Raw genomic sequence first — 23,139 nt, 5'->3', positions numbered from 1 at the left:
CGCCGCCCGAGCGGCCTCACAGACGACTGGCACGGACTTGTCCATGTGCCGGGTTATCCCCATGCACCTGTCAAGAAATGCGGGGTGAGTGCCCGAAGCTCAGCGGGACGGCGTGTGCCGCGCCTCCGTGGCGCCGGCGGCCTCACGGGTGACGGTGCCGGGTGCCCGGCGGGTGCCGAGGAGGACAGCCGTGACGATCAGCCCCCGCTGCGCCTCCCACCGTCCGGTCATGCCGCGCAGCCGCTCGCCGTCCAGTACGGGGCCCTCGACCAGAAGCCGCGCGGAGAACGTGCCGGCCACCGCGTCGATGACGATCTCCGCCTGGGAGAAGTCGAGTTCACGCGCGGTGAGCGGATACCAGGCCTTGAAGACGCTCTCCTTGGCGCTGAACAGCAGGCGGTCCCAGCACACTTCGGGATGCGCCGCCGACAGCGCGCCCAGATGTTCGCGCTCCGCGGGCAGGGAGACGACGTCCAGGACGCCTTCCGGCAGCGGCCCGTCGGGCTCCGCGTCGATGCCGAGGCCGGCGGCGTCGGCGGCACGGGCGACCGCTGCCGCGCGGTACCCGTCGCAGTGCGTCATGCTGCCGATGACGCCCTCAGGCCACCGAGGGGCGCCACGGTGTCCGGGTATCAGCGGCACGGGCGGTACACCCAGCTGTGCAAGGGCACCCCTGGCGCAGGCCCGTACGTCGGCGAACTCCCGCTGCCGCTTCGGCACCGCCTTGGCCACGACCGCGGCCTCGTCGGGGAAGAGGCCGCCGTACGCGCTGCCGTCGCCGTTTCCGAACGTCTCCTCGGTGCGCACCTGCCGGGGCAACAGCCGCCCGATCACTGCGCGTTCCCAAGAGGGTGCGCGTCCCGGGAGGAGGACGGTGCCTGCGCGGCGGACCCGTCGTCCGGCGACGGCCGGGGAAGGATCTGGCGCAGGGGCCTGCGCGGCGGACGGTCCCGCCACTCACGCGGGTAACCGACGGAGACCTCCTCGAAGCGCACCCCGTCATGCCAGGTGACCCTGGGAACATCACTGACGGCGAACAGCTTGCCCTTCATCAAGTCGCTTTCCCCCTGCGGCTCAGGAGCCCCGTCGTACGGGCGACGGACACCTGACGGACACCCCCGACGGACAGTACACCGACCGGAAGACAGAGGACCCGGAGGATTCGGTCACCGCTGGCGCCCGGCCGTCGGCGAGGAACACCGGCACCGTCCCTTGACCAGCTCGACCACGGCGCGGGCGGATCACGAGGCCGCCTTCCGTCGTAGGCTGAATCTCCCACGCGGTGGAGGGGAGGCCGGATGGCCGAGACGACGCTGACCGAGACGACCGTGGCCGAGGTGATGGCCGAGCTGGCCGAGCTCGAGGACCCGAAGACACGCGAGGTGAACGAGAAGCACGGTGACGATCACGGTGTGAACCTCGGCAAGCTGCGCGCGCTCGCGAAGCGGCTGAAGACGCAGCAGGAACTCGCGTGCCGGCTCTGGGAGACCGATGACACCGCCGCGAGACTGCTGGCGTTGCTGATCTGCCGCCCGAAGGCGTTCGGGCGCGACGAGTTGGACGTCATGTTGCGCGGGGCGCGCACCCCCAAGGTGCACGACTGGCTCGTGAACTACGTGGTGAAGAAGAACCCGCACTCCCAAGAGCTGCGCCTGGCCTGGTTCGCCGATCCGGATCCCGTGGTCGCGAGTGCCGGCTGGGCACTGACCACCGAACGCGTGGCGAAGAAGCCCGAGGACCTCGACCTCGCGGGACTGCTCGACGTCATCGAGGCGGAGATGAAGGATGCCCCGGACCGCCTGCAGTGGGCGATGAACCACTGCCTGGCTCAGATCGGGATCGAGCACCCCGAGCACCGCACCCGTGCCCTCGGCATCGGTGAGCGCCTGGAGGTGCTCAAGGACTACCCGACGTCGCCGAGCTGCACGTCTCCGTTCGCGCCCACCTGGATCACCGAGATGGTGCGCCGGCAGGGCTGAAGCAATGACCGGCTTCCCGCCCCCGCAGGGTGGTTGACCCCCAGGGCCAACCACCCCGGTGCGGGTTACGCCTGGAGCCACCACGGGCTCGAGTACGCCACGCCCCAGTCGTTGCACGCGTGGCCCGAGGGCCCCGGGGACGGGTTGGCCTGTGCCGGGTCGGAGATGCGCAGGACGATCCAGTTCCCGTCGGCCGCGTTGAGGGGCACGGTGAACGTCGTCAGCTGGTTGGACTGGGTCTCGATGACGTCCACGACGGTCGGCGCGTCCGAACCCGGGCGCAGGACCTGGACGTTGAGGGGCTTGCCCTCCCACTCGGGGCCGCGGTCGAGGTCGACGGTGAACTGGACGTCGCCTGAGGCCAGGCCGAGGGTGCCGCCCATCTGGACGCCGCCCGCCACTGCGTCAAGTCGCAGGCCCGACACGCGCGTTGCGAAGAAACGCCGGGCCTGCATCGCCTCGAAGACGGCCGTACGGGTGTTCTCGGTGACCCACAGCCCGCTGCGGCCCTTGCCCTCGGGGAAGCCCCAGTTGGTGCCGTGCTCGTCGGTGACGCCCGTCAGGCCGGTGCGCCAGCCGGCGTTGAGGCAGGCGACGAGGGGTGAGCGGCCGGTGTCGGACCAGCCGTCGAAGAGATAGTCGTCGCCGCGGTTGAACATCTCCAGGCCGACCATCTTCTCCAACACCCCTGCGGAGAAGCTGAAGTTGTCGAACATCCCGGACTCGCGCCCCGGGTGGTTGAAGCTGGCGACGGCCTCCCGGCCCTGCAGCCAGCTGTAGAGCGAGCCCGGACTGCCGGCGCCGCCGAGGTCGACCCAGTCGTCGGTGAACCAGACGTTGGCGTGGCCCTGCAGCGGGTGGGACCACTCGAAGCCGCGGATGGCGGTGTAGGCCCCGGGGTCGTTGGCGGCGTCGGCGAGCTGGCCCGTCCGGTCCCACTCCTCGGAGCTGAGGCCCTCGACCGACAGCAACGTGGCATGGTCGGTGAGGGCGGCGACGTCCAGCCCCGCGTCACGCAACGAGGCGAAGGCGAGCTCGGGGTCGCCGTCGCCGTCGGACATGGCGGTGTGGTTGTGCATGTCGGCATGGACGAGTGTGGTGCCCTGGGTGAGGCGGGAGGCCCGGGCGGCTCCGGTGCGCTTGACCGGTATGCCGGACGATCTGGCGGTCCGGGTGCTGGCCGCGCTCGCGGTGCCCGGCGCCGAGGCGAGGATGAGGAGGCCGCTGGCGCCGGCGAGCATCGAGCGTCTGCTGGGTGTGTGGGGGTGGTGGTGCTCGTGTGTCGTCATGCGAGGTATTTAGCGCAGAGCGGGTGTACCCGTCAGTACCCCGCGCACGACGGATAGTTGAACGGTTCTCTTCGGAACGCGTCCGGGCCCCCGCGTGCCGCGTCCCAACTGCGGGCAGCGGCCCGGGAGTTGCCCGACGCGAGACAGCAGACCCACCGCTTGAACCGGGCCCTCAGCCCTGCTCCCGTCCAGGCAGCGGGCCTCCGCATCCGAGCCCGGGACTGGGCAAACCGATCAGGACGGCTGCCCCAGTGCGCAGGGTCAGCGCATCAGTCTTTCGTTTCACTAGAGTCGTAGTAGTAGTGTTGTAGTGGTACCTGGGAGATCTTCAGGGCGCCGGCATCGTCGAGAGATCCGCGCCCGGGAAACGAGGACGTGGCATGAGTGATGAGCGAGTCATCGTTGTCGGCGCCGGGCCGACCGGCCTGGCGCTCGCGGCGGAGTTGGCGCTGGGTGGAGTCCGATGCACCGTGCTGGAAAAGCGCAGCGGGGCGCCGAACATCACCCGTGCGTTCGGAGTGAGCGCGCGGACGTTGGAGCATCTGGACGCGCGAGGGCTTGCCGACGAGGTGATCTCGAAGGGCAACAAGGTACCGAAGGCGCAGGTCAACGTAGACGTGTTCATCGACTTCACGCAGCTCGACAGTCGCTACAACTTCATGCTGATCGTGCCTCAGAGCGGAACTGAAGCGGTGCTGGAACGCAGGTGCCGCGAGCTCGGAGTGGAGATCGAGCGGGGGGCCGAGGTGATCGGCATCTCCCAGGACGACGATGGCGCCGATGTCCGGATCGAGGGTCCGGGAGGCGCCAGGACAGAGCGTGCCTCGTACGTGGTGGGCTGCGACGGTGCACACAGCGCGGTTCGGGACCGGCTGGGAGCGCGGTTCATCGGCGATCAGTACGACGTCCACCTGGCCCTCGCGGACGTCCGTCTCGCAAGTCCGCCCCACGAGTTCGTCTTCGGTCGCACGAACGAGGCCGGAATCCAGTTGCTCATCCCATTCGGCGACGGCTACCACCGCTCCATCTCGTTCCGGCACGGAGTGGCATCCACAGATCAGCCGCTCACGCTGGACGAGGTCCGTGAGGCAAGTCGGCAGATCGCGGGAACCGACTACGGCATGACCGAAATGCGGTGGGCCATGCGGTTTCACAGTGAGCGTCGACAAGCGGAGCACTACAGGTTCGGCCGGGTCCTGCTCGCCGGGGATGCCGCCCACGTGCATTCCCCGGCGGGGGCACAGGGCATGAACACCGGGATAGGCGACGCCATGAACCTCGGCTGGAAGCTCGCCGCCACGATGCGGGGAACAGCACCGTCGTGGCTTCTGGACACCTACGAGTCCGAACGCCATCCGGTCGGGGACCAGGTCTTGAAGATCACCGACCGTATGTTCCGGCTTGTCATGGTGAAGTCGAAACTCGCTCAGAGCCTCGCGCGGGTCGCGATGCGGACGGCCTTCGGGATCGAGGCGGTGCAGCGGGTGCCGCGGTCGTTCCTGTCGGGCATCGGCTTCTCGTACGCTCCTCACGGAGACAGGCCGCACAAGCTGGTCGGCAAGCGTGCACCGGAGACAGCGGTGCAAGGTGTTCGGCTGGCCGAGGCTCTCCGCTCCGGCCGGTTCGTGTTGATCGACCGCACCCCCTCCGGTGCCGCCGCCGAAGTCGCAAAGGCCCACTACAGCGATCATGTCGACACCCTCACAGGAGGATCCGAGGAGGCCGGCGGGGTCGCGCACCCGCAGGTGCTCCTGGTCCGTCCGGACGGCTACATCGCGTGGGCGAGGGACGACGCGTCCGGCGGTCTGGCGGACGCCGTGGACGGGGCCCTCGCCGAGTGGTGCGGCACTCGGCCGGTCGCGACATGACGCTCGGCCGCGCAATGGTCTCCGGGGCGGAGGGCCGGACCCGCATCCCGTGGACGAGAGTGCTCCTGCTGGTCGACGGCTCCTTCTTCATGGTTGTCGGTGTGTTCGTCAGCGTCATCGCCAACCAGGGCCACACGGACGGCAGGGGACCGTTCGGCAGGGCGCTCGAGGGGCAGCCGTACGTCGTCGGATTCGTCGAGTCCGGACTCCTCATCGCGGTCATCGGTACGGGTCTGGTCGTCTCCGGTCTCCGTACACCGAGCCGGGTCTGGCACGGATGGGCAGTGCTCGCCCACAGCACACTGGCGGCGGTTGATCTCACCTACATGGGAGCGATGGCGTCCATGCACCTGCCTGCGACGAACCTGGTGGCGCTCGTGCTGGTCCATGCAGTGTGCGTTGCGGCCCATGTCACAGCACTTGCCGGTGGCAGAAGAACAAGGCCCGACCGTTCCGTATGACGGCCTCGGACAGGTTCAGCCGGCCATCTTGCGCCCTTGGCGCGCCGGACGCGCCGGAGTGGCGGTCGGCGGCTCGGTGTCCAGGACCTTGGTGTCCAGGACCTTTCCGAGCATGGCGCGGGTGATTTCGCCGGGGCTCCGCCCTCCGAGGGTCTGCGGCATCACCAGGGACGTGAACAGCACGCCGTTGTAGAAGGCGTTGAGGAGCTCGACATCCTGCCGCGACGGCCCGTTGCCGTCGTCCGCGTGTGCCTCCTCGGTGAGCTTCATCGATTCGTCGGCGATACGGGCGAACTCCCGCCGCAGTCCGGGCCTGCGGGTGCTCTCCAGTGACAGCTCGAACATCGTGAGGTAGCGCCCGGGAAAGCGGCTGAGCGCCTGATCGACGACGGTACTCAAGAGGTCGATCGTGCCTGTGTTTCCCGGCTTCCCTGTGTGCTGTGCCCGTAGTTCCTCGATCAGCGCGAAGTGGAGTTCAACGATCCGCTGAGCGGTCGCTCCGAGCAACGCCTCACGGGAACGGAAGTAGTTGGACGTCGTCCCCCGCGGCACTTCGGCCTCTTCGTCCACCGCGCGATGCGAGAGTCCGTGCAGGCCGTCGCGCTGCACGATCTCGATGGCGGCGTCGGCAATGTCGTTGCGCCGCTGCTGGTTGCTCGGTGGCACGCGACGATCCTCTCCGTTCCCCGATTCACTACCGCGATAGTACTATGGGTGCACCCTGTCAGGCCCGTAGCGAGGACGTGGCGGTGGCGAGGTGAGCCAGAGGGCCGCCCTCCTTTGCTGCGACGCCGACGAGGAGAAATTCACCGTATGACCGGAAAGCCGGCGATCGTTCTCGACGTGGCACACTCGCTCGAAGTGACGTTGTTCGACGAGGCGTTGCTCGACAGGCTGGCCGCGCTGGGCACCCTCACCCGTACCACCCCGGGCGCGGACGCGGCGGCACGGCTGGAGGCCGACATCCTTGTGACCGGCTGGGGTTCCGCCCCGCTGCCGGTGCACGGAGCGGATGCGGGCCGGATCCGGTTCATCGCTCACAGCGCGGGGACCGTACGCCACCTCGTGCCCAAGTCGCTGCTGGGAGAGGGCATCCGCCTCACGCACGCATCCGCCGGCATGGCGCGGTCGGTCGCCGAGACGGCCCTGTATTTCACTCTCGGCCTGTTGCGCTCCCTGCACGGCGTCGACCAGGCGATGCGCCGGCAGCATGATTGGCAGCAGGCGCAGTCGTTCGGCCTGGGCCGTACGGTGGCGGGCACCCGCGTCGGGGTGATCGGCGCCGGCCGGGTCGGCCGCGTCTATATCGAACTGGTCCGTGCGCTCGGCGCCACCGTAGCCGTCTTCGACCCGTACCTCTCGGCCGAGGAAGCCGGGCAACTGGGCGTGGAGGCCGCGCCGTTGGAGTCCGTGCTGCGCACCTGCCCCGTCATCGCGCTGCACGCTCCCGTCACCGACGAGACACGCGGCATGCTCAGCGCCGAACGGCTCGCCATGATTCCGGACGGGGGCATCCTGGTGAACACCGCCCGCTCCGCGCTCCTGGACACCGTGGCACTCACCGGCTTGCTGCGCGAGGGTCGGCTCAGTGCCGCCCTCGACGTCTTCGACGTCGAACCGCTGCCCGGCGACAGTGAGTTGTGGGGCCTGCCGAACGTCGTCCTCACCCCGCACATCGCGGGCGCCACTCATCACTCCCGGCGGCTCCAGGGCACGATCGTGGTCGAGGAGATCGAGCGCTACGTCCGGGGGCTGCCGCTGGTCCACGAGATCCACGCATCGACGTACGACCGTCTGGCCTGAGCGCGCGATCAAGTTCTCGGCTTCTACGAAGGAACCACGCAAAGGAATCCCGGGGCGGGCGATGGGTCGCTGCTGACGGGGGATCAGGCCTGACGTTCATAGGTGGTGACGACGGCGTCGATCAGGCCCGGGAAGCGCGCCTCCAGGTCCTCGGCGCGCAGCGTGGTCCAGCGGCGGTTGCCGTCCTCGCGCTGACGGATCACGCCGGCCTCGCGCAGGATGCGGAAGTGGTGGGTGAGCGTCGACGGAGCGACATCGACCGGGAACGTACCGCAGGCTCGCTCCGGATCCGCTCGCAGTGTCCGCACGATCGTCATCCGGGTCTGGTCGGACAGGGCATGCAGCACGTCGAGCAGGTCGAGTTCGCCGGTGTCGGGGTGCACCAGCGATGCACGGCGACGCTGTGAGCGGGCCATCGGGCATCCCTTCGAGGTTCGACGTTCGTCGTACGACGCTGCTATCATACATGTACGACGTACGTGGTACGTCGTACAACCAAGGAGTCCACGATGCGCGCACTCGTCATGACCGAACCCTCGGCCGGCCCCGACCGCACCGAGGTGCGTGAGGTCGACGCGCCACGGCCCGGTCCGGGGGAGGTGACCATCGACGTCACCTGGGCAGGGATCAATTTCCTCGACATCATGGCCCGCCGCGGCGACGCCGGGTACGTGCGGACATGGCCGCACGTACCGGGGCTGGAGGTCGCCGGTGCAGTGCGCGAGGCCGGCGCCGGCGTGCCGCTGGAACCTGGACGGCGAGTTGCCGCGCTCACCGTCAACGGCGGCCTGGCGGAGGTTGCCCTCGTCCCGGCCGCGCTCGCGGTGCCGGTGCCGGACGGTGTTGCGCTGCCGGTCGCGGCAGCCGCGCCGGGGGCGCTGGCCACCGCCATGCTGCTGCTGACCGAGGCCGGACGCTTCCGGCCCGGGGAGACCGTGCTGGTGCACTCGGCCAGCGGCGGCGTGGGCAGCGCTGTCGCCCGGTTCGTGTCCGCACTTGGTGGCGGGACGCTGATCGGCACTGTCGGCAGCGCCGAGAAGGTGGCAGCGGCCAAGAACCTCGGCTACGACGTCGCCGCAGTCAGAAGCGGTGAACTCGCCGTGGCAGTGCGGGCCGCCGCCCCCGACGGCGTCGACGTCGTCCTGGACCCCTTCGGCACCGCACAACTCGACGCGGACCTGACGGTTCTGGCGCCGGGCGGCCGGATCGTCCTGTTCGGCAACACCGCCGGAGACGCGCCCGGCGAGCTGCCGTCGCTGCGGCATCTCATCGGCGGCAACGTCTCGATCGGAGGCTTCAGCATCAGCCGGCTCGCTGCCGCCGCGCCCGAACGCGCGGCAACAGCGTTGCGGCAGGTGCTCGACATGCTCGCGGACGGCACCGTTGACATGCCCGTCACCAAGATCGGCTCGCTGGAGGAGGTACGTGCCGTACATCAGCTCCTGGCCGAAGGCCACGGCCGGGGCAAGTACGTGGTCAGGCCCTGGCGGGTCTCCTGACCGGGCTCTTGCGCCGCCGGTGAGCGGGAGCTACGTTTCGTGCCAATCAACAGACCCCGTCGAGGATGTGAACGATGGCGAGCCTTCAGCGCTCGCGCCACTCACATCACTGATCACGTGATCTCCCTTGAGAGGCGTCGCACCAGCGCCGCCGGGCGGATGCGCTTCCGCGCGTCCCGGGAGGTCTCGTGTCCATCTACGCCTCCGGCCGGTCTGTTCCCGAGCAGACGGCCGACATGGGGGACACGTCGTTCACGACCAAGGTCGTGTACGGCAACTCGTCCTCGTTGATGATCGCCACGCGTCCGGGCGGGTACCACTCCCGTCCGCACGTCCACGACTGCGAGCAGCTGAACCTGCTGCAGGGCGGCGAACTTTGGGTGTTCGTCGAGGAGGACGCGTTCCATCTGAGTGCCGGTGACTTCCTCCGGGTGCCGGCCGGCCGGATCCACTGGTCGTGGAACAAGTCCCGCGCCGAGTGCACGCTGATCGAGGTGCACAGTCCCGGCCTGCACGCCGATCCGCTGGTCGAGCGCTTCGCGGTCGGCCTGCACCGTGCGGACGAGATACCCGCATTCCTCGGCTCGCCGGCGAACGAGTTCCTTCCGGACGACTCGGCGTTCGACCAGTCGGTCGCCGAGCGGAAGGCGGGGTGACGTCATGTCGGAACTGCTCGGGTCGGCGGGACCGGCGAAGTCCGGCTACCGCTGGGTCGTTCTCGGTGTCCTGTGGCTGACATTGCTCGTGTCGTACTTCGACCGGGTCGCGATCGCCGCCGCCTTGCCGTTCATGTCGAAGGAGCTGCACCTGACTCCGGCGACCGGCGGCCTCGTGACGGGTGCACTGTTCCTGAGCTACACGGCGGTGCTGGTGCCCGCCGGCATCCTGTGCGAACGGTTCGGGCAGCGCCGCCTCATCGCCGCCGCCATCGCCTGGTGGACGGTGTTCAGCGTCCTGACGGGCGTCGTGGCCGGCAGCGTCGCGGCACTCGTCGCCGTGCGCTTCCTGATGGGTGCGGGGGAGGGTGTCCACCCGCCGCCGCTGTGGCGGATGCTGTCGAACTGGTTCGGGAAGGGACGGCGCTCACAGCCGCTGGCGCTCATGCTGACGGCCCTGACGCTGGGCCCTGCGCTCGCTCCGCTCGTCGCGTTTCCCATCGTCTCGTCGCTCGGCTGGCGATGGGTCTTCTACCTGACGGTCGTGCCGGGGGTGCTGACACTGCTGGCAGTGCTGCTGTTGCTGCGCGACACCCCCGAGCGCCGCAACGTCACGCAGCCCCGCTCCGTGTCAGTGGCGCCGGCCACCAAGCGGAACTGGTGGGTGCCGCACATCTGGTTGACGTTCGCCGCGTTCTTCTTCTTCGGTTTCGTGCTCTACGGACTGATGGGCTGGCTGCCGACGTACCTCATCGAGTACCGCGGTCTCGATCTGTCCATGGCCGGGGTGTTCGCCACGTCGCCGTACATCGCCGGCACCATCGGTCTCGTCCTCGGCGCGGTGATCTGCGAACGGCGGTTCAACCATGTCAGGCGGCGGTTCATCTCCGGGACGTACCTGGCGACGGCTGCCTGCATCGCCGGCACCGCACTGGCGCCCTCGGCCAACCTCGCCGGAACGATGCTGACTGCCTCCGGCTTCTTCCTCTACGCCGGACTGGGGCCCTTCTGGTCGGTGCCGATGGACATCGTCAGGCCGCACGAGGTCGGGCTGTGGCTCGGCTTCATCAACATGGGCACGCAACTGTCCGGTTTCCTCGGTCCGATCCTGATCGGCTGGCTGATCGGCATCACCGGCTCGTTCACACCCGGGCTGGTCGCCATGGTCGCATCGCTCATCCTGGCCGCGGTCTGCCTGAGCCTGGCCCGTACGACCGGCCCGGCACCGGCGACCGCCCCGGCGGTGGTGACGACATGAGCCTCACTGCAGTTGTCGACCGGGCGGATGGCCGATGGCAGGCTGACCTCGTGGACCTGGCGGACAGCATGATCGTGGTGGGCTACGCGAAGGTGCCCGCGACGTCGGCGTCGCGAAGTGCCCATGAGTACCTCTCGATCACCCTGCGGATCGAACGCGGCACCGGGACGGTGACGGATGTCGACTCGACCGCCGTCACGGCCCTGGTCCGCAGATGGGTCGCCGAACTGCTGCTCGGCGTCGACTTCGGACAGGACATCTCCGCCGTCACCGCCCGGATCGACAGCGACTACCTCGGTCACGGCGCGGGTGCCATCAAGCAGGCGGTGATCGACGCGTGGCGTCGCTACGCCGCTTACCGGGCCCACCACAGGCCGGAGGACTGACCGGTGTTCTACGAAGTCCGCCGCCTCAACTTTGGCTCAGTCACCATCGACGAATCGATGCGGCTGCGCGGCATCAGTCCCGGGAAGGTCATCGACGTACCGGCCCAAGGCTTCCTGGTGCTCGGTGGTCCGGCTCCAGTGCTGGTCGACGCCGGCTACAGGGATGTGTCCGTGCTCGGTGCCGGAGGCACGGTGGCACCCGGGCAGGGATTCGAGGAGCAGCTGGCCAAACACGGGATCGAGCCGGCGGACCTCGGCTGCGTGATCATGACGCATCTGCACCGTGACCACGCCGGTCACTTGGACAAGGTGCCGATGACCGTTCCCGTGGTGGTCAATCGCAGTGAACTCGGCAGCGCGTGCACCGGGATCCAGGGCCGGGCATACGCGCGGGAGGACGTCCATCACCTGATCGACCGCGTCTATACGCCGGGCGCGATCCGGTTCCTCGACCTTGAGCAGTCCGGACCGCAGGAGGTGCTGCCTGGAATCGTCTGCCGGCTCTCCGGCGGGCACACCCCGGGCTCGATCGGAATCGTGGTGCCGACCGAAGAAGGCGAGGCGTATCTGTGCGGCGACCTGTTCTACGACGTCGAGGGCGCGCTGCGGAACCAGCCGGCCGGCACGTTCACCGCGGGCGTGCAGCCATCTGCGCTGGTTGCTGACGACCCCGCACTCAGCAACAACTTCACCACTTCGGTGCTGCATGAGATCGGCGCAATCAAGCACGCGCTCCGCTACCGCTTCATCGTGCCCGCGCACGACGATCCCGGTGTGATCGAAGGAGGCCGGTACGTCGCCAGAATCACCGGCGACGTCATCCCCGGCACGTGACAGTCCTCCCGCCCGGCGACAGTGTGCGCGACAGCACTCCGGTCTCCGTGGTTCAATCGGGGACGCCGCTGCTACGTTTTCCGTAGCATCGACAGGGGGCGCTGTGACTGGACTGGAGTCAGTGGCGGTTTTCGCAGCGGGAATCGTCGCCGGGACGGTCAACGCCGCTGTCGGTTCGGGAACGCTGATCGCTTTCCCGGTGCTGCTCGCGGTCGGCTACCCGCCGGTCACGGCGAACGTCTCCTGCACTCTTGGCCTGCTTTCCGGGGCCTTCTCCGGCGCGTACGGCTATCGGCGCGAACTTGCGGGCCAGCGGGGCCGGTTGATTCGGCTCGGAACTGCTTCGGTCCTGGGCGGTGTCACGGGCGGAGTTCTGCTCCTGCTGCTTCCCGCGGCGGCTTTCGCGGCTGTCGTCCCGGCATTGATCGTGCTCGCCGGTGCGTTGGTCCTGGTGCAGCCCAAGTTGGCCGCCCGGCTGGCCCGTCGACGGAGGGTCGCGGTGCACGGGGGCGTACTGCTCTGGTTGGGCATCTACGGGGTGGGTGTCTACGGCGGCTACTTCGGGGCGGCGCAAGGCGTGCTGGCGATCGCCTTGATGGGGCTGGCCCTCGACGACGGCCTGCAGCGGCTGAATGCCGCACGAAATGTGCTGTCTCTGCTGGTCAATCTCGTCGCCGCGTCCTTGTTCCTGGCCGTCGTGGACGTGGCGTGGCTGCCGTCGGCCCTGCTTGCCGCCGGATCGCTCCTGGGTGGCGTACTCGGGGCACGGCTGGGCCGTCGGCTGCCGCCGATGGTGCTGCGCGGCTTCCTCGTGCTGGTTGGCCTCGCCGCGATTCCTCTGCTGGTGCTGGATTGATCAGATTGCTCCAGGTCCGTCCAGTGGCCGCTTGCGTTGGGAGAAGCGCAACGGCACGGGCCGGTAAGGTCCCGGCCGGCAGCATGCTCAGATCGAGGGCGGGGGTCAGTGCGCCCATCGAGATCACTGCGTTCGCACAGCCGCTCCGGCGCGGTACGGCCGGCGGCGTAAGGAGAGAGAGGGAGCCTGTGCCGGTCATCGATGCATGGATGCAGCACCCCACACTGCGCCACTCCAACCACGAGATGTTCGAGTCGTTGCGTCGGTGGACGGGAATGGAGTTGCTGGAGGAGCCGTTGCCGGTCCAGGCCACGGTGGCCGCGATGTCCGCGGCGGATGTCGAGATCGGACTGTCCGCGGCCTGGTACGGCCCGCAGGGGCCGCTGATCAGCAACGACGAGGTGGCCGAGTTCGTCGCCCAGTCGGGCGGACGGCTGCGCGGTGTAGCCGGCGCGGATCTGGCCCGGCCGGTCAAGGCCGTACGAGAACTGCGCCGTGCGGTGGAGGAACTCGGATTCGTGGCCTGCGGGTCGTGCCCTGGCTGTGGCAGCTCCCACCCACCGACCGGCTGTACTACCCCCTGTACTCCGCCTGCGTCGAACTCGGCATTCCCTTCTGCACGCAGGTCGGTCACACCGGTCCGCTGCGCCCGTCCGAGACCGGCCGCCCCATCCCGTACATCGACCAGGTTGCGCTCGACTTCCCCGAGTTGACCATCGTGTGCGGACACATCGGCTACCCGTGGACCACGGAGATGATCGCGGTGGCCGACAAGCACGCCAACGTCTGCATCGACACCAGCGCCTACACCGTCCGCCGCTACCCGCGTGAGCTGGTGGACTACCTGCGCGGCCGAGGCCGTACGAAGGTGCTGTTCGGCACGAACTACCCCATGATCACCCCTGGCCGGGCACTGGAACACCTCGATGACCTGGGGCTGGACGAGGAGGCCGCCGAGCTGTTCCTGTCCGGCAACGCACGACGGATCTTCAGCCTCTGACAGTGATGATGTCCGTCTGGTGCCGCCGCTGCCTGATCACGCATCACCCGAACCACGCTCTTGTCCAGTGTCTAGTGCCTCTGCCCGGCTGCGGGGGCGAGGGGTCCGTCCAGGGCTGCCCATTGCAGGAGCAGGATGGTCTTGCCGTCGGCGATGCGGCCGTCGCGGGTCATGGCGAGGGCTTCAGCGAAGGGCAGTTCGAGGACTTCGATGTCCTCGCCGTCTTCCTCGAGGCCGCCGCCGGTTCCGGTCCGGTCGGCCGGCGTGTAGGGGGCGGCGAAGAAGTGGAGGCGTTCGGTGACGGAGCCGGGGCTCATGTAGGCGTCGAGGACGTGCGTGAGCGGGCCGAGGGTGACGCCGAGTTCTTCGGCGCTCTCGCGCCGGACGGCGGTGAGCGGGTCGTCGGCGTCGAGCAGTCCCGCGGCCGCTTCGACGAGCATGCCGTCGGGGTGGCCGTTGACGTAGGCCGGGTAGCGGAACTGGCGGGTGAGCAGGACGCGACCGCGGTCGGTGTCGTAGGGCAGGACGACGGCGCCGTTGCCGCGGTCGTAGGTCTCGCGCGCTTGGGTTTCCCAGCGTCCGTCGCGGCGGCGGTAGTCGAAGGTGGTGCGGCGCAGGACGTGCCAGCCCTGGGAGGTGAGCTCGACGTCGCGGATCACGACGTCGGGGTTGCGGTCCAGGTCGCGTCCGGCCTGGTCGAGGCCAGTGCGCCCGCGGTGGTCGGGGGCGCCGATGCCGGGGCGGAGTGTCACGCGGTCTCCTGCGGGGTGCGGCGGGGGATCTCGGCCACGTCGTGATAGACGGGCAGGCCGCGGCGGTGGGCGGTGGCCACGTCCTGGTCGGCGCCGGTGGAGTCGCCGGGGAGGCGCAGCACGGCGTCGCAGTGCGCGAGCAGGCGGTCGGCGGTCGGGTAGAGCACCTGGTCAGCGAGGGGGTCGGTGGGTCCCGCACCGACGGAGTGCAGTACGGGCAGGGCGATCCATTCCCCGATCACGGGGAGGTGGCCAGCGGTGAAGACGGGCCAGGCGGCGGCTTCGAGGCGGGCGAGGTTGGCGGCCACGGCCTCCGGGTCGCCGTTGGTACCGGAGCGGTAGGGCCCGGCGATAAGGATGAGCATGGGCTTGTCGGTCATGGGGCGCTACGATACACGCAGAAACATGCAAGAACAGGAGAGAGTGTGCATGCTGGCTGCTGAACGACGCGACCACCTGCTTGATCTGCTCGCCCGTGAGCGCAAGATCGTTGCCAAGGAGGTCTCCGCCGAACTGGGGATCTCCGAGGACAGCGTGCGGCGCGACCTGCGCGATCTCGCCGCCGAGGGACTGTGCCAGCGGGTCTACGGCGGCGCGCTGCCCGTCTCGCCGGCGGTGGCCGGCTACGGCGCCCGGCTGACCGTGGCCCCGGAAGGTAAGCAGAAGGTCGCCGGGCTGGCCGCCGGACTGGTGCGGCCGGGCGGCGCGCTGATCCTCGACGGCGGCACCACTGCCCTCGCCGTCGCCCACTCACTCCCGCTGGACCTGGCCTGCACCGTGATCACCCACAGCCCGACCATTGCCGCCGCCCTGCTCGACCATCCCCAGGCGGAGCTCTTTCTGCTCGGTGGCCGCATCTTCAAGCACTCGGCGGTCGCCTGCGGGGCGACCGCGGTCGAGGCCGCGCAGAACGTCTCCGCCGACCTCTGCATGCTCGGCGTCACCGGCGTGCATCCCGAGGCGGGACTGACCACTGGCGACGCCGAGGAGGCCGCGATGAAGCGCGCCCTGGCCGCACGCGCGGCGGACACCTACATCCTCGCCTCCTCCGAGAAGATCGGCACAGCTTCGCGTTACCGGGTCCTGCCCTGGGAAGAGACCAGCGGACTGATCACCGACGCCGACCCCCACGACGCAGTCCTCGAACGGCTCACGGTGCTCGGCGTGGAGATCTTCACAACCGGCTGACAGCAACGGGCCGGCCGCAGGCGTCGACTCGACGAGCAGATGACGGGACGCCGCCGCGGGGCGGCGGCCCCTCACACCCGAAGTGTCGGCGCCTCACACCCCAAGGCTCACGATCTGTAGCCGTTCGTGAGGTTCCTTCCGAGGGTGATGAGTGCTCGCCGCCGGCCTCGGGATCCCCCGCCGAAGCTGCGGCGGCGGCTGGTATCCGTGCGTGCCACGATGCTGGCATGCAGGTCATCGTGGTGGGTGCGGGCCAGGTCGGTCACACCGTGATCAAGTCGCTCGCCGAGGTGCACGAGTGCACGGTGATCGACATCGACGAGGCGCGCCTGGCGGCCCTCTCGCACGCCTACGACGTGCGGATCACACACGGTAGCGGCGCCCGGCGCGAGACGCTTCTCGAAGCCGGTGTGGCCGACGCCGAACTTGTCCTGGCATGCACGTCACGGGACGAGGTCAACCTGGTGATCGCCATGCTCGCCCGCCGGCTGTCGTCGGCGCGGACGGTCGTGCGCGCCACCGACATGGACTACCTGGCGGCCTGGCGTGCGGGCGACCTCGATGTGGACCTCCTCGTCTCGACTGCGTTCGAGACCGCGAGCGCGGTCGCGCGCGTCCTCGATGTGCCGGGCGCCCGGCACGTGGACTACTTCGCCGGCGGCGAGGTGGTCGTGCTCGGGGTCGACGTTCGTGAGGAGAAGCCGCCGGGATTCGCCGGCCGCCTCATGGGTGACGCGGACCGGCCCGCGGCGTCGCGGATGGTCGCCATCGTCCGGGACGGGAGCTGGATCACACCGGCCGCGCATGAGGTGGTGCGGCCCGGTGACTGGGTGATCGTGATGGCGTCACGTCCAGCAGCGCGCACGTGGAGCCGGCTGGTCGCCGGGGCCGAACCCGTCGACGACGTCGCGCTCTTCGGAGCCGGGCGCGTGGGGACGGCGATCGCCCGAGTACTGCTCGACAAGGGGATCTCCGTACGGTTGATCGAGCCGGATGCGGGAAGAGCGCGCGCGGCCGCCGACGCACTCGACGGGGCACGGGTGTTCCACGGGACGGGCCTCGACCCGGCGTTCCTGCGCCGTGAACGAATCGGTGCGGCGAGAGCGGCGGTGTTCGCCAGCGGCGACGACTCGCGCAACCTGCACGCGGCGGTGCTCACGAAAGTCCACGGGGTGGGACTCACGCTGACGGTCCTCGACGACCCCGCTGCAGCCGAGGTCTTCGAGGCCGCCGGCGTCGACGTGACGATCGATCCGGGTGACGAGACCGCCGAGAAGATGGCCCGCTTCACGTTCCACGAGCGCACACACCAGATGGCGATGCTGGAGGACGACCGCTTCGAGGTGCTCGACATCACCGTCCGGCCCGGCAGCCGGTTCGCGCATCGCCCGGTCGACGCGCTTCCCGGGGCCGGCGTGGGCGCGCTCATCCGCGACGGCGACGTGTTCTTCCCCGAAGGGGCGGACGAACTGCGGCCCGGGGACCGCGCAATCGTCCTCACCGAGCCCGAATGCGTATCCGCGATCGAGCGCGACCTGTGACGCTGTCGCGCTCGTCGCCGCGTCCGCACCGGTGGCCGCCGCGTCCGCACCGGTGGCGCCCGCGCAGACGAATGGGTGTCGACGTACGGACGGCGCTGGGCGTCGTCGGCACTCTGCTCGCGTGGTTCGCGGTCGCGTTCGCCGCCCCGGCAGTCGTCGCACTCGCGGCTGGCGAGCCCCCATGGCCCTTCCTCATCACGGGAGTTGCCGTGGCTGCGACGGGCCTGGCGCTCAAGCGTCTGACGGGCAAACGGCCACCGCTGGGCGTACGGGAGGGATTTCTCGTCGTCGTCGCCGTCTGGCTGCTCGTGCCCGCGTTCGGCGCGCTGCCGTTCGTGCTCGGCCACGTCCCGCAGCTCGATCACCCGGTCGATGCCTACTTCGAGGCGATGTCGGGGTTCACCGCTACCGGCGCGACTGTCCTGACCGACGTGAGCGCGCTCGGACTCGACATGCTGTTCTGGCGCCAGCTCACCCAGGTGCTGGGCGGTCTGGGAATCATCGTGCTCGCGCTCGCGGTGCTGCCGCGGCTGCGCATCGGCGGCCGCGAACTCCTGCGCTCCGAGCTGCCGGGAGGTCCGATCGAGGTCGAGTCGCTCGGCGCGACCATTCGCGCCACCGCCCGGCGGCTCTGGAAGGTCTACCTCGCGGTGACGGTGATCGGCATCCTGGTCCTGGCCGCCCTGGGCTGGAGCGGACTGGACCGGCGGATGGATCTCTTCGGCGCGTTCTCCTACGGCACGTCCGCCGTGGCCCTCGGTGGATTCACCCCGGAGTCCGGCTCGGCTCAGGGCCTCGCCCCCGTGACGCAGTGGGTGCTGTGCGGGCTGATGGCGGTGGCCGGAGTGAACCTGCTGCGGTTGTACCGCCTCGCTGCGCTGCGCCAGATCCGGGCCGTGGCTCGCGACGAGGAGCTGCGCCTGTATCTCGGACTGCTCGCCGTGGGCACGTCCGTCCTGGCTGTCGAACTGTTCGCCGACGGAACGGTGGACGGGTTCGGCGGCGTCCGGCACGCGGCCTTCCAGACGGTCTCGGTGATGACCACCACCGGCTTCGCGACGCTGGACTGGTCGAGCTGGGGAACGCTCGCGACGCTCACCCTGCTGGCGCTGATGTTCGTCGGGGCCTGCGCCGGGTCGGCGAGTGGCTCGATCAAGGTCGTTCGCCATCTCATCCTCTTTCGCTTTGCCCGCCACGACCTGGAACAAGCCGTTCACCCCGACGCTGTCATCCCGGTGCGGGTGAGCGGCCGGGTGGTCGAGAACCCCGCGCTCCGCTCGGCGCTCTTGTTCGTCGTCCTCTACGTGCTCGTGCTCGCGCTCGGAACGCTCGGAGTCGCCCTCGACGCCGAAGCGAGCACGACCGGCACCGGTGCTTTCACCGCGCTCGGCGCCGCCGCGGCCTGCCTCGGCAACGTCGGTCCGGCTTTCGGCGAGGTCGGCCCGTTCGGTTCCTACGCGCCGCTCGGGGAGCTGTCGAAGGTGATCCTCACGGCCCTCATGTTCCTCGGCCGTATCGAGATCGTTCCGCTGGCGGTGCTGCTCCGCCGAAGCTACTGGCGAGCGTAGGAGACAAGGGCGGCCCCGTCCGGGCACAGGGCGAATCCCGGACGACGGCGCCGTCGGCGAGTTGAAGGCTGAAGCCCGGGCCTCGTGCGCCCCACGGTGCCGCGCCCTCTGTGTTGAAAGGCATCGATAAGACCGTGGGCACCATCGATTTTTTCCTCTGGTTGGGGCCGAGATGGCCACCTACGCTGCTGCGCACTCCCGGCTACCGGGATCCCCCTGAGGTAGGAGCACCGATGGCAACCACGCTTGCGGATGACCGGACCACGCAAAAAGGTCTACGACGCAGTGTCATCGCTGGGTCGATCGGCGTCCTCGTCCACTGGTTCGACTGGGCGGTCTACGCCTACATGGCCACGACGATGGCCGACATCTTCTTCCCCAACCAGGACGGCACGGCCAGTCTCCTCTCGGTTTTCGCCGTCTTCGCCATCGCGTTCTTCGTGCGCCCCCTCGGGTCGGTCATCTTCGGTCACCTGGGTGACCGCTTCGGCCGTAAGAAGACCCTCTCCCTGGTCATCATTTCCATGGCCGCCGGAACTCTGCTGCTCGGTCTGATTCCGAGCTACGAAACAATCGGTTTGATGGCGCCGGTGCTCCTCGTCGTCGCCCGGATCATCCAAGGGCTCGCCGCGGGTGGTGAGTTCGGTTCCGCCGCCGCCTTCCTCGCGGAGTACTCCCCGGCGAAGCGCCGCGGTCTGGGGACCTCCTCCATCGAGGTCGGCTCCGTCCTCGGCTTCCTGCTCGCGTCCTTCGTCGTGTGGGCGCTCCACACGACGATGAGCGAAGAGGCGATCCTCGCCGACGGCTGGCGCATCCCCTTCCTTGTGACGGTTCCACTGGCCCTCGTCGGCCTGTACATCCGCCTCAAGGTCGAGGACACCCCGGAGTACCGCGCGCTGGAGGAGCTCGACACCGTCCCGGCGTCGCCCGTCACCGAGGTCTTCAAGAGCAACCGCAAGCAGTTCTTCCAGACCATCGGTATCGAGACCTTCATGAACTGCACGTTCTACGTGGTGCTCGTCTACCTCCTCACGTATCAAGAGGAGATCGTGGGCCTGCACCCCGATCAAGCGGCCCTGCTGTCGACCGTCGCGTCGCTGGTGGCCATCGCCCTCATCCCTCTTTCTGGCATCGCCTCCGACCGTGTCGGGCGCAAGCCGGTCCTCCTGAGCGCCGCCGGGCTGCTCATAGCGGGTGCCGTACCGCTGTTCCTCCTCATGCGACAGGGCTCCGAGTCCGCCGCCTTCGTGGCGACCGCCGGCCTCGCCGCCATCCTGGCGATCATCCTCGGCACGCACTCCGCGACCGTCGCCGAACTCTTCCCCACCCGCACCCGGCAGAGTGGCCTGTCCATGGCGTACGCCATTGCCGGTGCCTTCTTCGCCGGCACCCTGCCGTACCTCAACACGTGGCTCATCTCGGTGACGGACGACCAGATGGTCCCGGCCTACACCCTCATCGTCGTGGGCATCGTGGGTCTGCTGACCGTCCTGACGATCCCGGAGACCAAGGGCACCGACCTGCTTCACGAGTCGGACAAACCATCGGAAGTACGGCTTTCTGCGCCCGTAGACTGAGCAGCACCGCCAAGAGGGCCGCCTGGCGCCCCTCTTGGCGGTGCACCGTGACGGACGGGAGTGCCGATGCTCAGCGTGACCCTGCGACAGCTCGACTACCTGGTCGCAGTCGCCGAACATGGAACGGTCACTGCCGCGGCGCAAGCGCTCCATCTCTCGCAGTCGACGGTCTCGACGGCGATCGCCGACCTCGAGCACATCCTCAAGATCAGCCTCTTCGTGCGGCACTCCCGCGGACTCTCGCTCACCCGTGACGGCGAGATGGTCCTCGCCGAGGCCAGGCGCCTGCTGCGGGACGTCGCGAACCTCGAACGCCGTGCGGCAGGCCTGAGCGGGGAACTGGCGGGGGAGCTCCACATCGGCTGCTATTCGACGATCGCGCCGCTGCTTCTTCCCGCCGTCGTCACCGAGTTCATGCTCCACTATCCGGCCGTGGACGTGAACTTCTCGGAAGGGTCGCAGCACGCGCTCCTGGAACAGATGGACCAGGGCAAGAGCGACGTGGCCGTCATGTACGCGTACCGGTTCCGGAACCATCTGACGGACCTCGGCCACACCGCCACCAAGCTGACGGCCGTGCCGCCCTACGTCCTGCTGCATCCGGAGCACCGCCTCGCCCAGGCGGACTCCGTCGCGTTGCGTGATCTGGCGGAGGAGCCCTACATCCTCTTCGACCTCGAGCCTGGTGGGCAGTACTTCCTGTCCGTTTTCGACGCGGAGGGCGTGAACCCCAACATCCGCTTCCGCACGCCCAATTCCGAGCTCGTTCGCTGTCTGGTCGCCCGGGGTGCGGGCTATTCGCTGCTGAGCCAACGGCCGAAGACGACCGTCAGCTACGAGGGCCTGCCGTACGTGACCAAGGAACTCACGAACAGACACGAGGGACTTGACGTCGTCGCGGTCACGCCGGGCGACCGCATGCGCAGCAAGCGGGTCGTGACTTTCATCGAGATGGCCGTGGGTCTACTCCGGCCCGAGGTATTGAGGTAACCGAAGGGACCTACGGAAATCCGTTCTGGCTGACGAGGCTTCATTCTCCGTACGGTGATGAACGAATTCCCCGGGCAACGTCGTCGCCACGGAGGGAGCCATGTGCTGCGCACTGAGTAAGAGCTCTTCGGGTTCCTCAGTGCCGGGACGCCCGTATCGCCGACAGGCCCGGACGGGAGGCATCCCTCATGCCACCTCGCCTCTGAAGTCGCCGGTGGAAACACGAAGTGAGTCCTTCCCGGACGAGTCCGGCTCGCGCGGGCAACAGATGAAGTGAGTGGAGGTACGGATGTCGAGCACAGCGACGGAAGTTCTCGTCGTGGGTGGAGGCCAGGCCGGGATCGCCATGAGCGAGCACCTCGGCAACCGCGGTGTCCCGCACATCGTCCTGGAGCGGGACCGCGTCGCCGAGCGGTGGCGGACGTCCCGTTGGGACTCCCTCGTGGCCAACGGCCCAGCGTGGCACGACCGCTTCCCGAACCTGGAATTCCGCTGCGACCCCGACGCCTTCCCCACGAAGGACGAGGTGGCGGCCTATCTGGCGGAGTACGCGGAGAAGATCGACGCTCCGATACGCAGCGGGGTCGAGGTGACGTCCGTGACCAAGAACATGGGCGAGCCCGGATTCCACGTGGCGACGTCGGAGGGCACCATCGACGCCCGTTACGTGGTGGCCGCGACGGGTCCCTTCCAGAAGCCCGTGATTCCGGCCGTCGTACCCGACGCGGCGCCCGTCCACCAGATCCACTCCGACGCCTACAACAACCCGCGGCAGCTGCCGGAAGGGGCCGTCCTCGTGATCGGGGCCGGGTCCTCCGGAGTGCAGATCGCCGACGAACTCCGCCGGGCGGGGCGCGAGGTCTACCTCGCCGTCAGCCCGCACGACCGGCCCCCGCGCCGCTACCGCGGCCGTGACTTCGTCTGGTGGCTCGGTGTACTCAACAAGTGGGAGGCGGCGACCCCGCCTCAGGGCGCCGAGCACGTCACCATCGCGGTCAGCGGAGCGCAGGGCGGCCACACCGTCGACTTCCGCGACCTCGCCGAGGACGGCATCAGGCTCGTCGGGACTGCCGAATCCTACGAGGACGGGAAGATCCGGTTCGCTACGGACCTCAAGCAGAACATCGCTCAGGGCGACGCCAACTACCTGTCCCTGCTCCAGGAAGCCGACGCCTACATCGAGCGCAACGGCCTCGACCTGCCCGAGGAGCCGGAGGCCCACCACCTCCGGCCTGACCCGGAGTGCGTGACGAACCCCCTGCCCGAACTCCACCTCGCCGGGGCGGGCGTCGCCTCGATCGTCTGGGCCACCGGCTTCACACAGGACTACAGCTGGCTGAAGGTCGACGCGTTCGACGAGAGGGGACGGCCGCAGCACCGGCGTGGGATCTCGTCCGAGCCTGGCGTCTTCTTCCTCGGCCTGCCGTGGCAGTCACGGCGCGGATCAAGCTTCATCTGGGGCGTCTGGCACGACGCCGGGTTCCTCGCCGACCACATCCTGATCCGCCGCTCCTACCGCGCCTACAACTCCGCGGAGGCGCCGGCGACCGCTTAGCCGAGCCGGAGCCGGAGCCGCCCAGCGTCGCCTCCGGGCGAGCCCTTGTCCACCCGCCGCCACCCACCTGTCCGCTGAC

Annotated in this window: 24 protein-coding genes; 17 read left to right on the top strand and 7 right to left on the bottom strand. The window is 69.0% G+C overall.

The window, feature by feature from the left end; genetic code table 11:
* Window positions 1-99: 99 nt before the first annotated feature.
* Together ACSMXX_RS02160 and ACSMXX_RS02155 are read right to left on the bottom strand one after the other, a co-directional pair.
* The gene (locus tag ACSMXX_RS02160) at window positions 100-834 is read right to left on the bottom strand and encodes a 4'-phosphopantetheinyl transferase family protein (RefSeq protein WP_473182314.1); all 735 of its coding nucleotides are present in this window, start codon (window positions 832-834) and stop codon (window positions 100-102) included.
* Window positions 831-1,052, bottom strand: coding sequence for a hypothetical protein (locus ACSMXX_RS02155; RefSeq protein ID WP_473182313.1), 222 nt, complete (start codon window positions 1,050-1,052; stop codon window positions 831-833). The genes ACSMXX_RS02160 and ACSMXX_RS02155 overlap by 4 nt, the downstream gene beginning before the upstream one ends.
* Before the next feature lie 246 nt (window positions 1,053-1,298).
* Here ACSMXX_RS02155 and ACSMXX_RS02150 point away from each other — a divergent pair, with 246 nt between their 5' ends.
* The gene (locus ACSMXX_RS02150; RefSeq protein WP_473182312.1) at window positions 1,299-1,979 is read left to right on the top strand and encodes a DNA alkylation repair protein; all 681 of its coding nucleotides are present in this window, start codon (window positions 1,299-1,301) and stop codon (window positions 1,977-1,979) included.
* Between the two features lie 65 nt (window positions 1,980-2,044).
* Here the strand turns inward: ACSMXX_RS02150 and ACSMXX_RS02145 are convergent, their stop codons facing one another.
* Window positions 2,045-3,268, bottom strand: a complete 1,224-nt coding sequence (locus tag ACSMXX_RS02145; RefSeq protein ID WP_473182311.1) for a CehA/McbA family metallohydrolase — start codon at window positions 3,266-3,268, stop codon at window positions 2,045-2,047.
* A 380-nt stretch (window positions 3,269-3,648) separates the two neighbouring features.
* On the opposite strand from ACSMXX_RS02145, the gene ACSMXX_RS02140 reads away from it, so the two are divergent.
* Together ACSMXX_RS02140 and ACSMXX_RS02135 are read left to right on the top strand one after the other, a co-directional pair.
* Window positions 3,649-5,136, top strand: a complete 1,488-nt coding sequence (locus ACSMXX_RS02140; RefSeq protein ID WP_473182310.1) for an FAD-dependent monooxygenase — start codon at window positions 3,649-3,651, stop codon at window positions 5,134-5,136.
* Window positions 5,133-5,597: a hypothetical protein gene (locus ACSMXX_RS02135; RefSeq protein WP_473182309.1), complete on the top strand. Its 465-nt coding sequence runs from the start codon at window positions 5,133-5,135 to the stop codon at window positions 5,595-5,597. The genes ACSMXX_RS02140 and ACSMXX_RS02135 overlap by 4 nt, the downstream gene beginning before the upstream one ends.
* Before the next feature lie 15 nt (window positions 5,598-5,612).
* Here the strand turns inward: ACSMXX_RS02135 and ACSMXX_RS02130 are convergent, their stop codons facing one another.
* The gene (locus ACSMXX_RS02130; RefSeq protein WP_473182308.1) at window positions 5,613-6,263 is read right to left on the bottom strand and encodes a TetR/AcrR family transcriptional regulator; all 651 of its coding nucleotides are present in this window, start codon (window positions 6,261-6,263) and stop codon (window positions 5,613-5,615) included.
* Window positions 6,264-6,410: 147 nt separating this feature from the next.
* On the opposite strand from ACSMXX_RS02130, the gene ACSMXX_RS02125 reads away from it, so the two are divergent.
* On the top strand, window positions 6,411-7,400 hold the full coding sequence (locus ACSMXX_RS02125) for a hydroxyacid dehydrogenase (RefSeq protein ID WP_473182307.1): 990 nt from the start codon (window positions 6,411-6,413) through the stop codon (window positions 7,398-7,400).
* Window positions 7,401-7,483: 83 nt separating this feature from the next.
* Here ACSMXX_RS02125 and ACSMXX_RS02120 read toward each other — a convergent pair whose 3' ends face one another.
* Entirely contained in the window at window positions 7,484-7,816 is a 333-nt protein-coding gene (locus ACSMXX_RS02120) for an ArsR/SmtB family transcription factor (RefSeq protein ID WP_473182306.1), read from the bottom strand.
* Window positions 7,817-7,909: 93 nt separating this feature from the next.
* Here ACSMXX_RS02120 and ACSMXX_RS02115 point away from each other — a divergent pair, with 93 nt between their 5' ends.
* The 7 genes from ACSMXX_RS02115 to ACSMXX_RS02085 all read left to right on the top strand — a co-directional run bounded on the left by ACSMXX_RS02115 (window position 7,910) and on the right by ACSMXX_RS02085 (window position 13,889).
* Complete coding sequence (locus ACSMXX_RS02115) at window positions 7,910-8,899, top strand: quinone oxidoreductase family protein (protein ID WP_473182305.1); 990 nt, start codon at window positions 7,910-7,912, stop codon at window positions 8,897-8,899.
* Between the two features lie 188 nt (window positions 8,900-9,087).
* On the top strand, window positions 9,088-9,555 hold the full coding sequence (locus tag ACSMXX_RS02110; protein WP_473182304.1) for a cupin domain-containing protein: 468 nt from the start codon (window positions 9,088-9,090) through the stop codon (window positions 9,553-9,555).
* 4 nt (window positions 9,556-9,559) lie between these two features.
* The gene (locus ACSMXX_RS02105) at window positions 9,560-10,813 is read left to right on the top strand and encodes an MFS transporter (RefSeq protein WP_473182303.1); all 1,254 of its coding nucleotides are present in this window, start codon (window positions 9,560-9,562) and stop codon (window positions 10,811-10,813) included.
* A 50-nt stretch (window positions 10,814-10,863) separates the two neighbouring features.
* On the top strand, window positions 10,864-11,199 hold the full coding sequence (locus ACSMXX_RS02100) for a DUF3870 domain-containing protein (RefSeq protein WP_473182302.1): 336 nt from the start codon (window positions 10,864-10,866) through the stop codon (window positions 11,197-11,199).
* Window positions 11,200-11,202: 3 nt separating this feature from the next.
* A complete protein-coding gene (locus tag ACSMXX_RS02095; RefSeq protein WP_473182301.1) occupies window positions 11,203-12,033 on the top strand; it encodes an MBL fold metallo-hydrolase in 831 nt (276 codons plus the stop codon).
* A gap of 112 nt (window positions 12,034-12,145) precedes the next feature.
* Window positions 12,146-12,889 carry a sulfite exporter TauE/SafE family protein gene (locus ACSMXX_RS02090; protein WP_473184595.1) on the top strand — a complete coding sequence of 248 codons (744 nt, stop codon included), beginning with the start codon at window positions 12,146-12,148 and terminating at the stop codon, window positions 12,887-12,889.
* A 532-nt stretch (window positions 12,890-13,421) separates the two neighbouring features.
* The gene (locus tag ACSMXX_RS02085) at window positions 13,422-13,889 is read left to right on the top strand and encodes an amidohydrolase family protein (protein WP_473182300.1); all 468 of its coding nucleotides are present in this window, start codon (window positions 13,422-13,424) and stop codon (window positions 13,887-13,889) included.
* Between the two features lie 71 nt (window positions 13,890-13,960).
* On the opposite strand, the gene ACSMXX_RS02080 is transcribed toward ACSMXX_RS02085, so the two are convergent.
* Together ACSMXX_RS02080 and ACSMXX_RS02075 are read right to left on the bottom strand one after the other, a co-directional pair.
* Complete coding sequence (locus ACSMXX_RS02080; protein ID WP_473182299.1) at window positions 13,961-14,641, bottom strand: NUDIX domain-containing protein; 681 nt, start codon at window positions 14,639-14,641, stop codon at window positions 13,961-13,963.
* Window positions 14,638-15,021, bottom strand: a complete 384-nt coding sequence (locus ACSMXX_RS02075) for a DUF4406 domain-containing protein (protein ID WP_473182298.1) — start codon at window positions 15,019-15,021, stop codon at window positions 14,638-14,640. Before ACSMXX_RS02075 ends, ACSMXX_RS02080 begins: the two co-directional genes overlap by 4 nt.
* Before the next feature lie 49 nt (window positions 15,022-15,070).
* On the opposite strand from ACSMXX_RS02075, the gene ACSMXX_RS02070 reads away from it, so the two are divergent.
* The 6 genes from ACSMXX_RS02070 (at window position 15,071) to ACSMXX_RS02045 (ending at window position 23,060) form a co-directional block, all read left to right on the top strand.
* The gene (locus tag ACSMXX_RS02070; RefSeq protein WP_473182297.1) at window positions 15,071-15,829 is read left to right on the top strand and encodes a DeoR/GlpR family DNA-binding transcription regulator; all 759 of its coding nucleotides are present in this window, start codon (window positions 15,071-15,073) and stop codon (window positions 15,827-15,829) included.
* 227 nt (window positions 15,830-16,056) lie between these two features.
* Window positions 16,057-17,370 carry a Trk system potassium transporter TrkA gene (gene trkA / locus ACSMXX_RS02065; protein WP_473182296.1) on the top strand — a complete coding sequence of 438 codons (1,314 nt, stop codon included), beginning with the start codon at window positions 16,057-16,059 and terminating at the stop codon, window positions 17,368-17,370.
* 71 nt (window positions 17,371-17,441) lie between these two features.
* Window positions 17,442-18,938: a TrkH family potassium uptake protein gene (locus tag ACSMXX_RS02060; protein WP_473182295.1), complete on the top strand. Its 1,497-nt coding sequence runs from the start codon at window positions 17,442-17,444 to the stop codon at window positions 18,936-18,938.
* 233 nt (window positions 18,939-19,171) lie between these two features.
* Window positions 19,172-20,515: an MFS transporter gene (locus tag ACSMXX_RS02055; protein ID WP_473182294.1), complete on the top strand. Its 1,344-nt coding sequence runs from the start codon at window positions 19,172-19,174 to the stop codon at window positions 20,513-20,515.
* Window positions 20,516-20,581: 66 nt separating this feature from the next.
* Window positions 20,582-21,505: a LysR family transcriptional regulator gene (locus ACSMXX_RS02050; protein ID WP_473182293.1), complete on the top strand. Its 924-nt coding sequence runs from the start codon at window positions 20,582-20,584 to the stop codon at window positions 21,503-21,505.
* Between the two features lie 289 nt (window positions 21,506-21,794).
* Window positions 21,795-23,060 carry a flavin-containing monooxygenase gene (locus ACSMXX_RS02045; RefSeq protein ID WP_473182292.1) on the top strand — a complete coding sequence of 422 codons (1,266 nt, stop codon included), beginning with the start codon at window positions 21,795-21,797 and terminating at the stop codon, window positions 23,058-23,060.
* The last annotated feature ends 79 nt before the right edge of the window (window positions 23,061-23,139 follow it).

It is taken from the genome of Streptomyces sp. DSM 116795, from assembly GCF_055792905.1.
The sequence above is the reverse complement of the archived record's forward strand: the minus strand, read 5'-3'. Positions and strand labels throughout refer to the sequence as shown.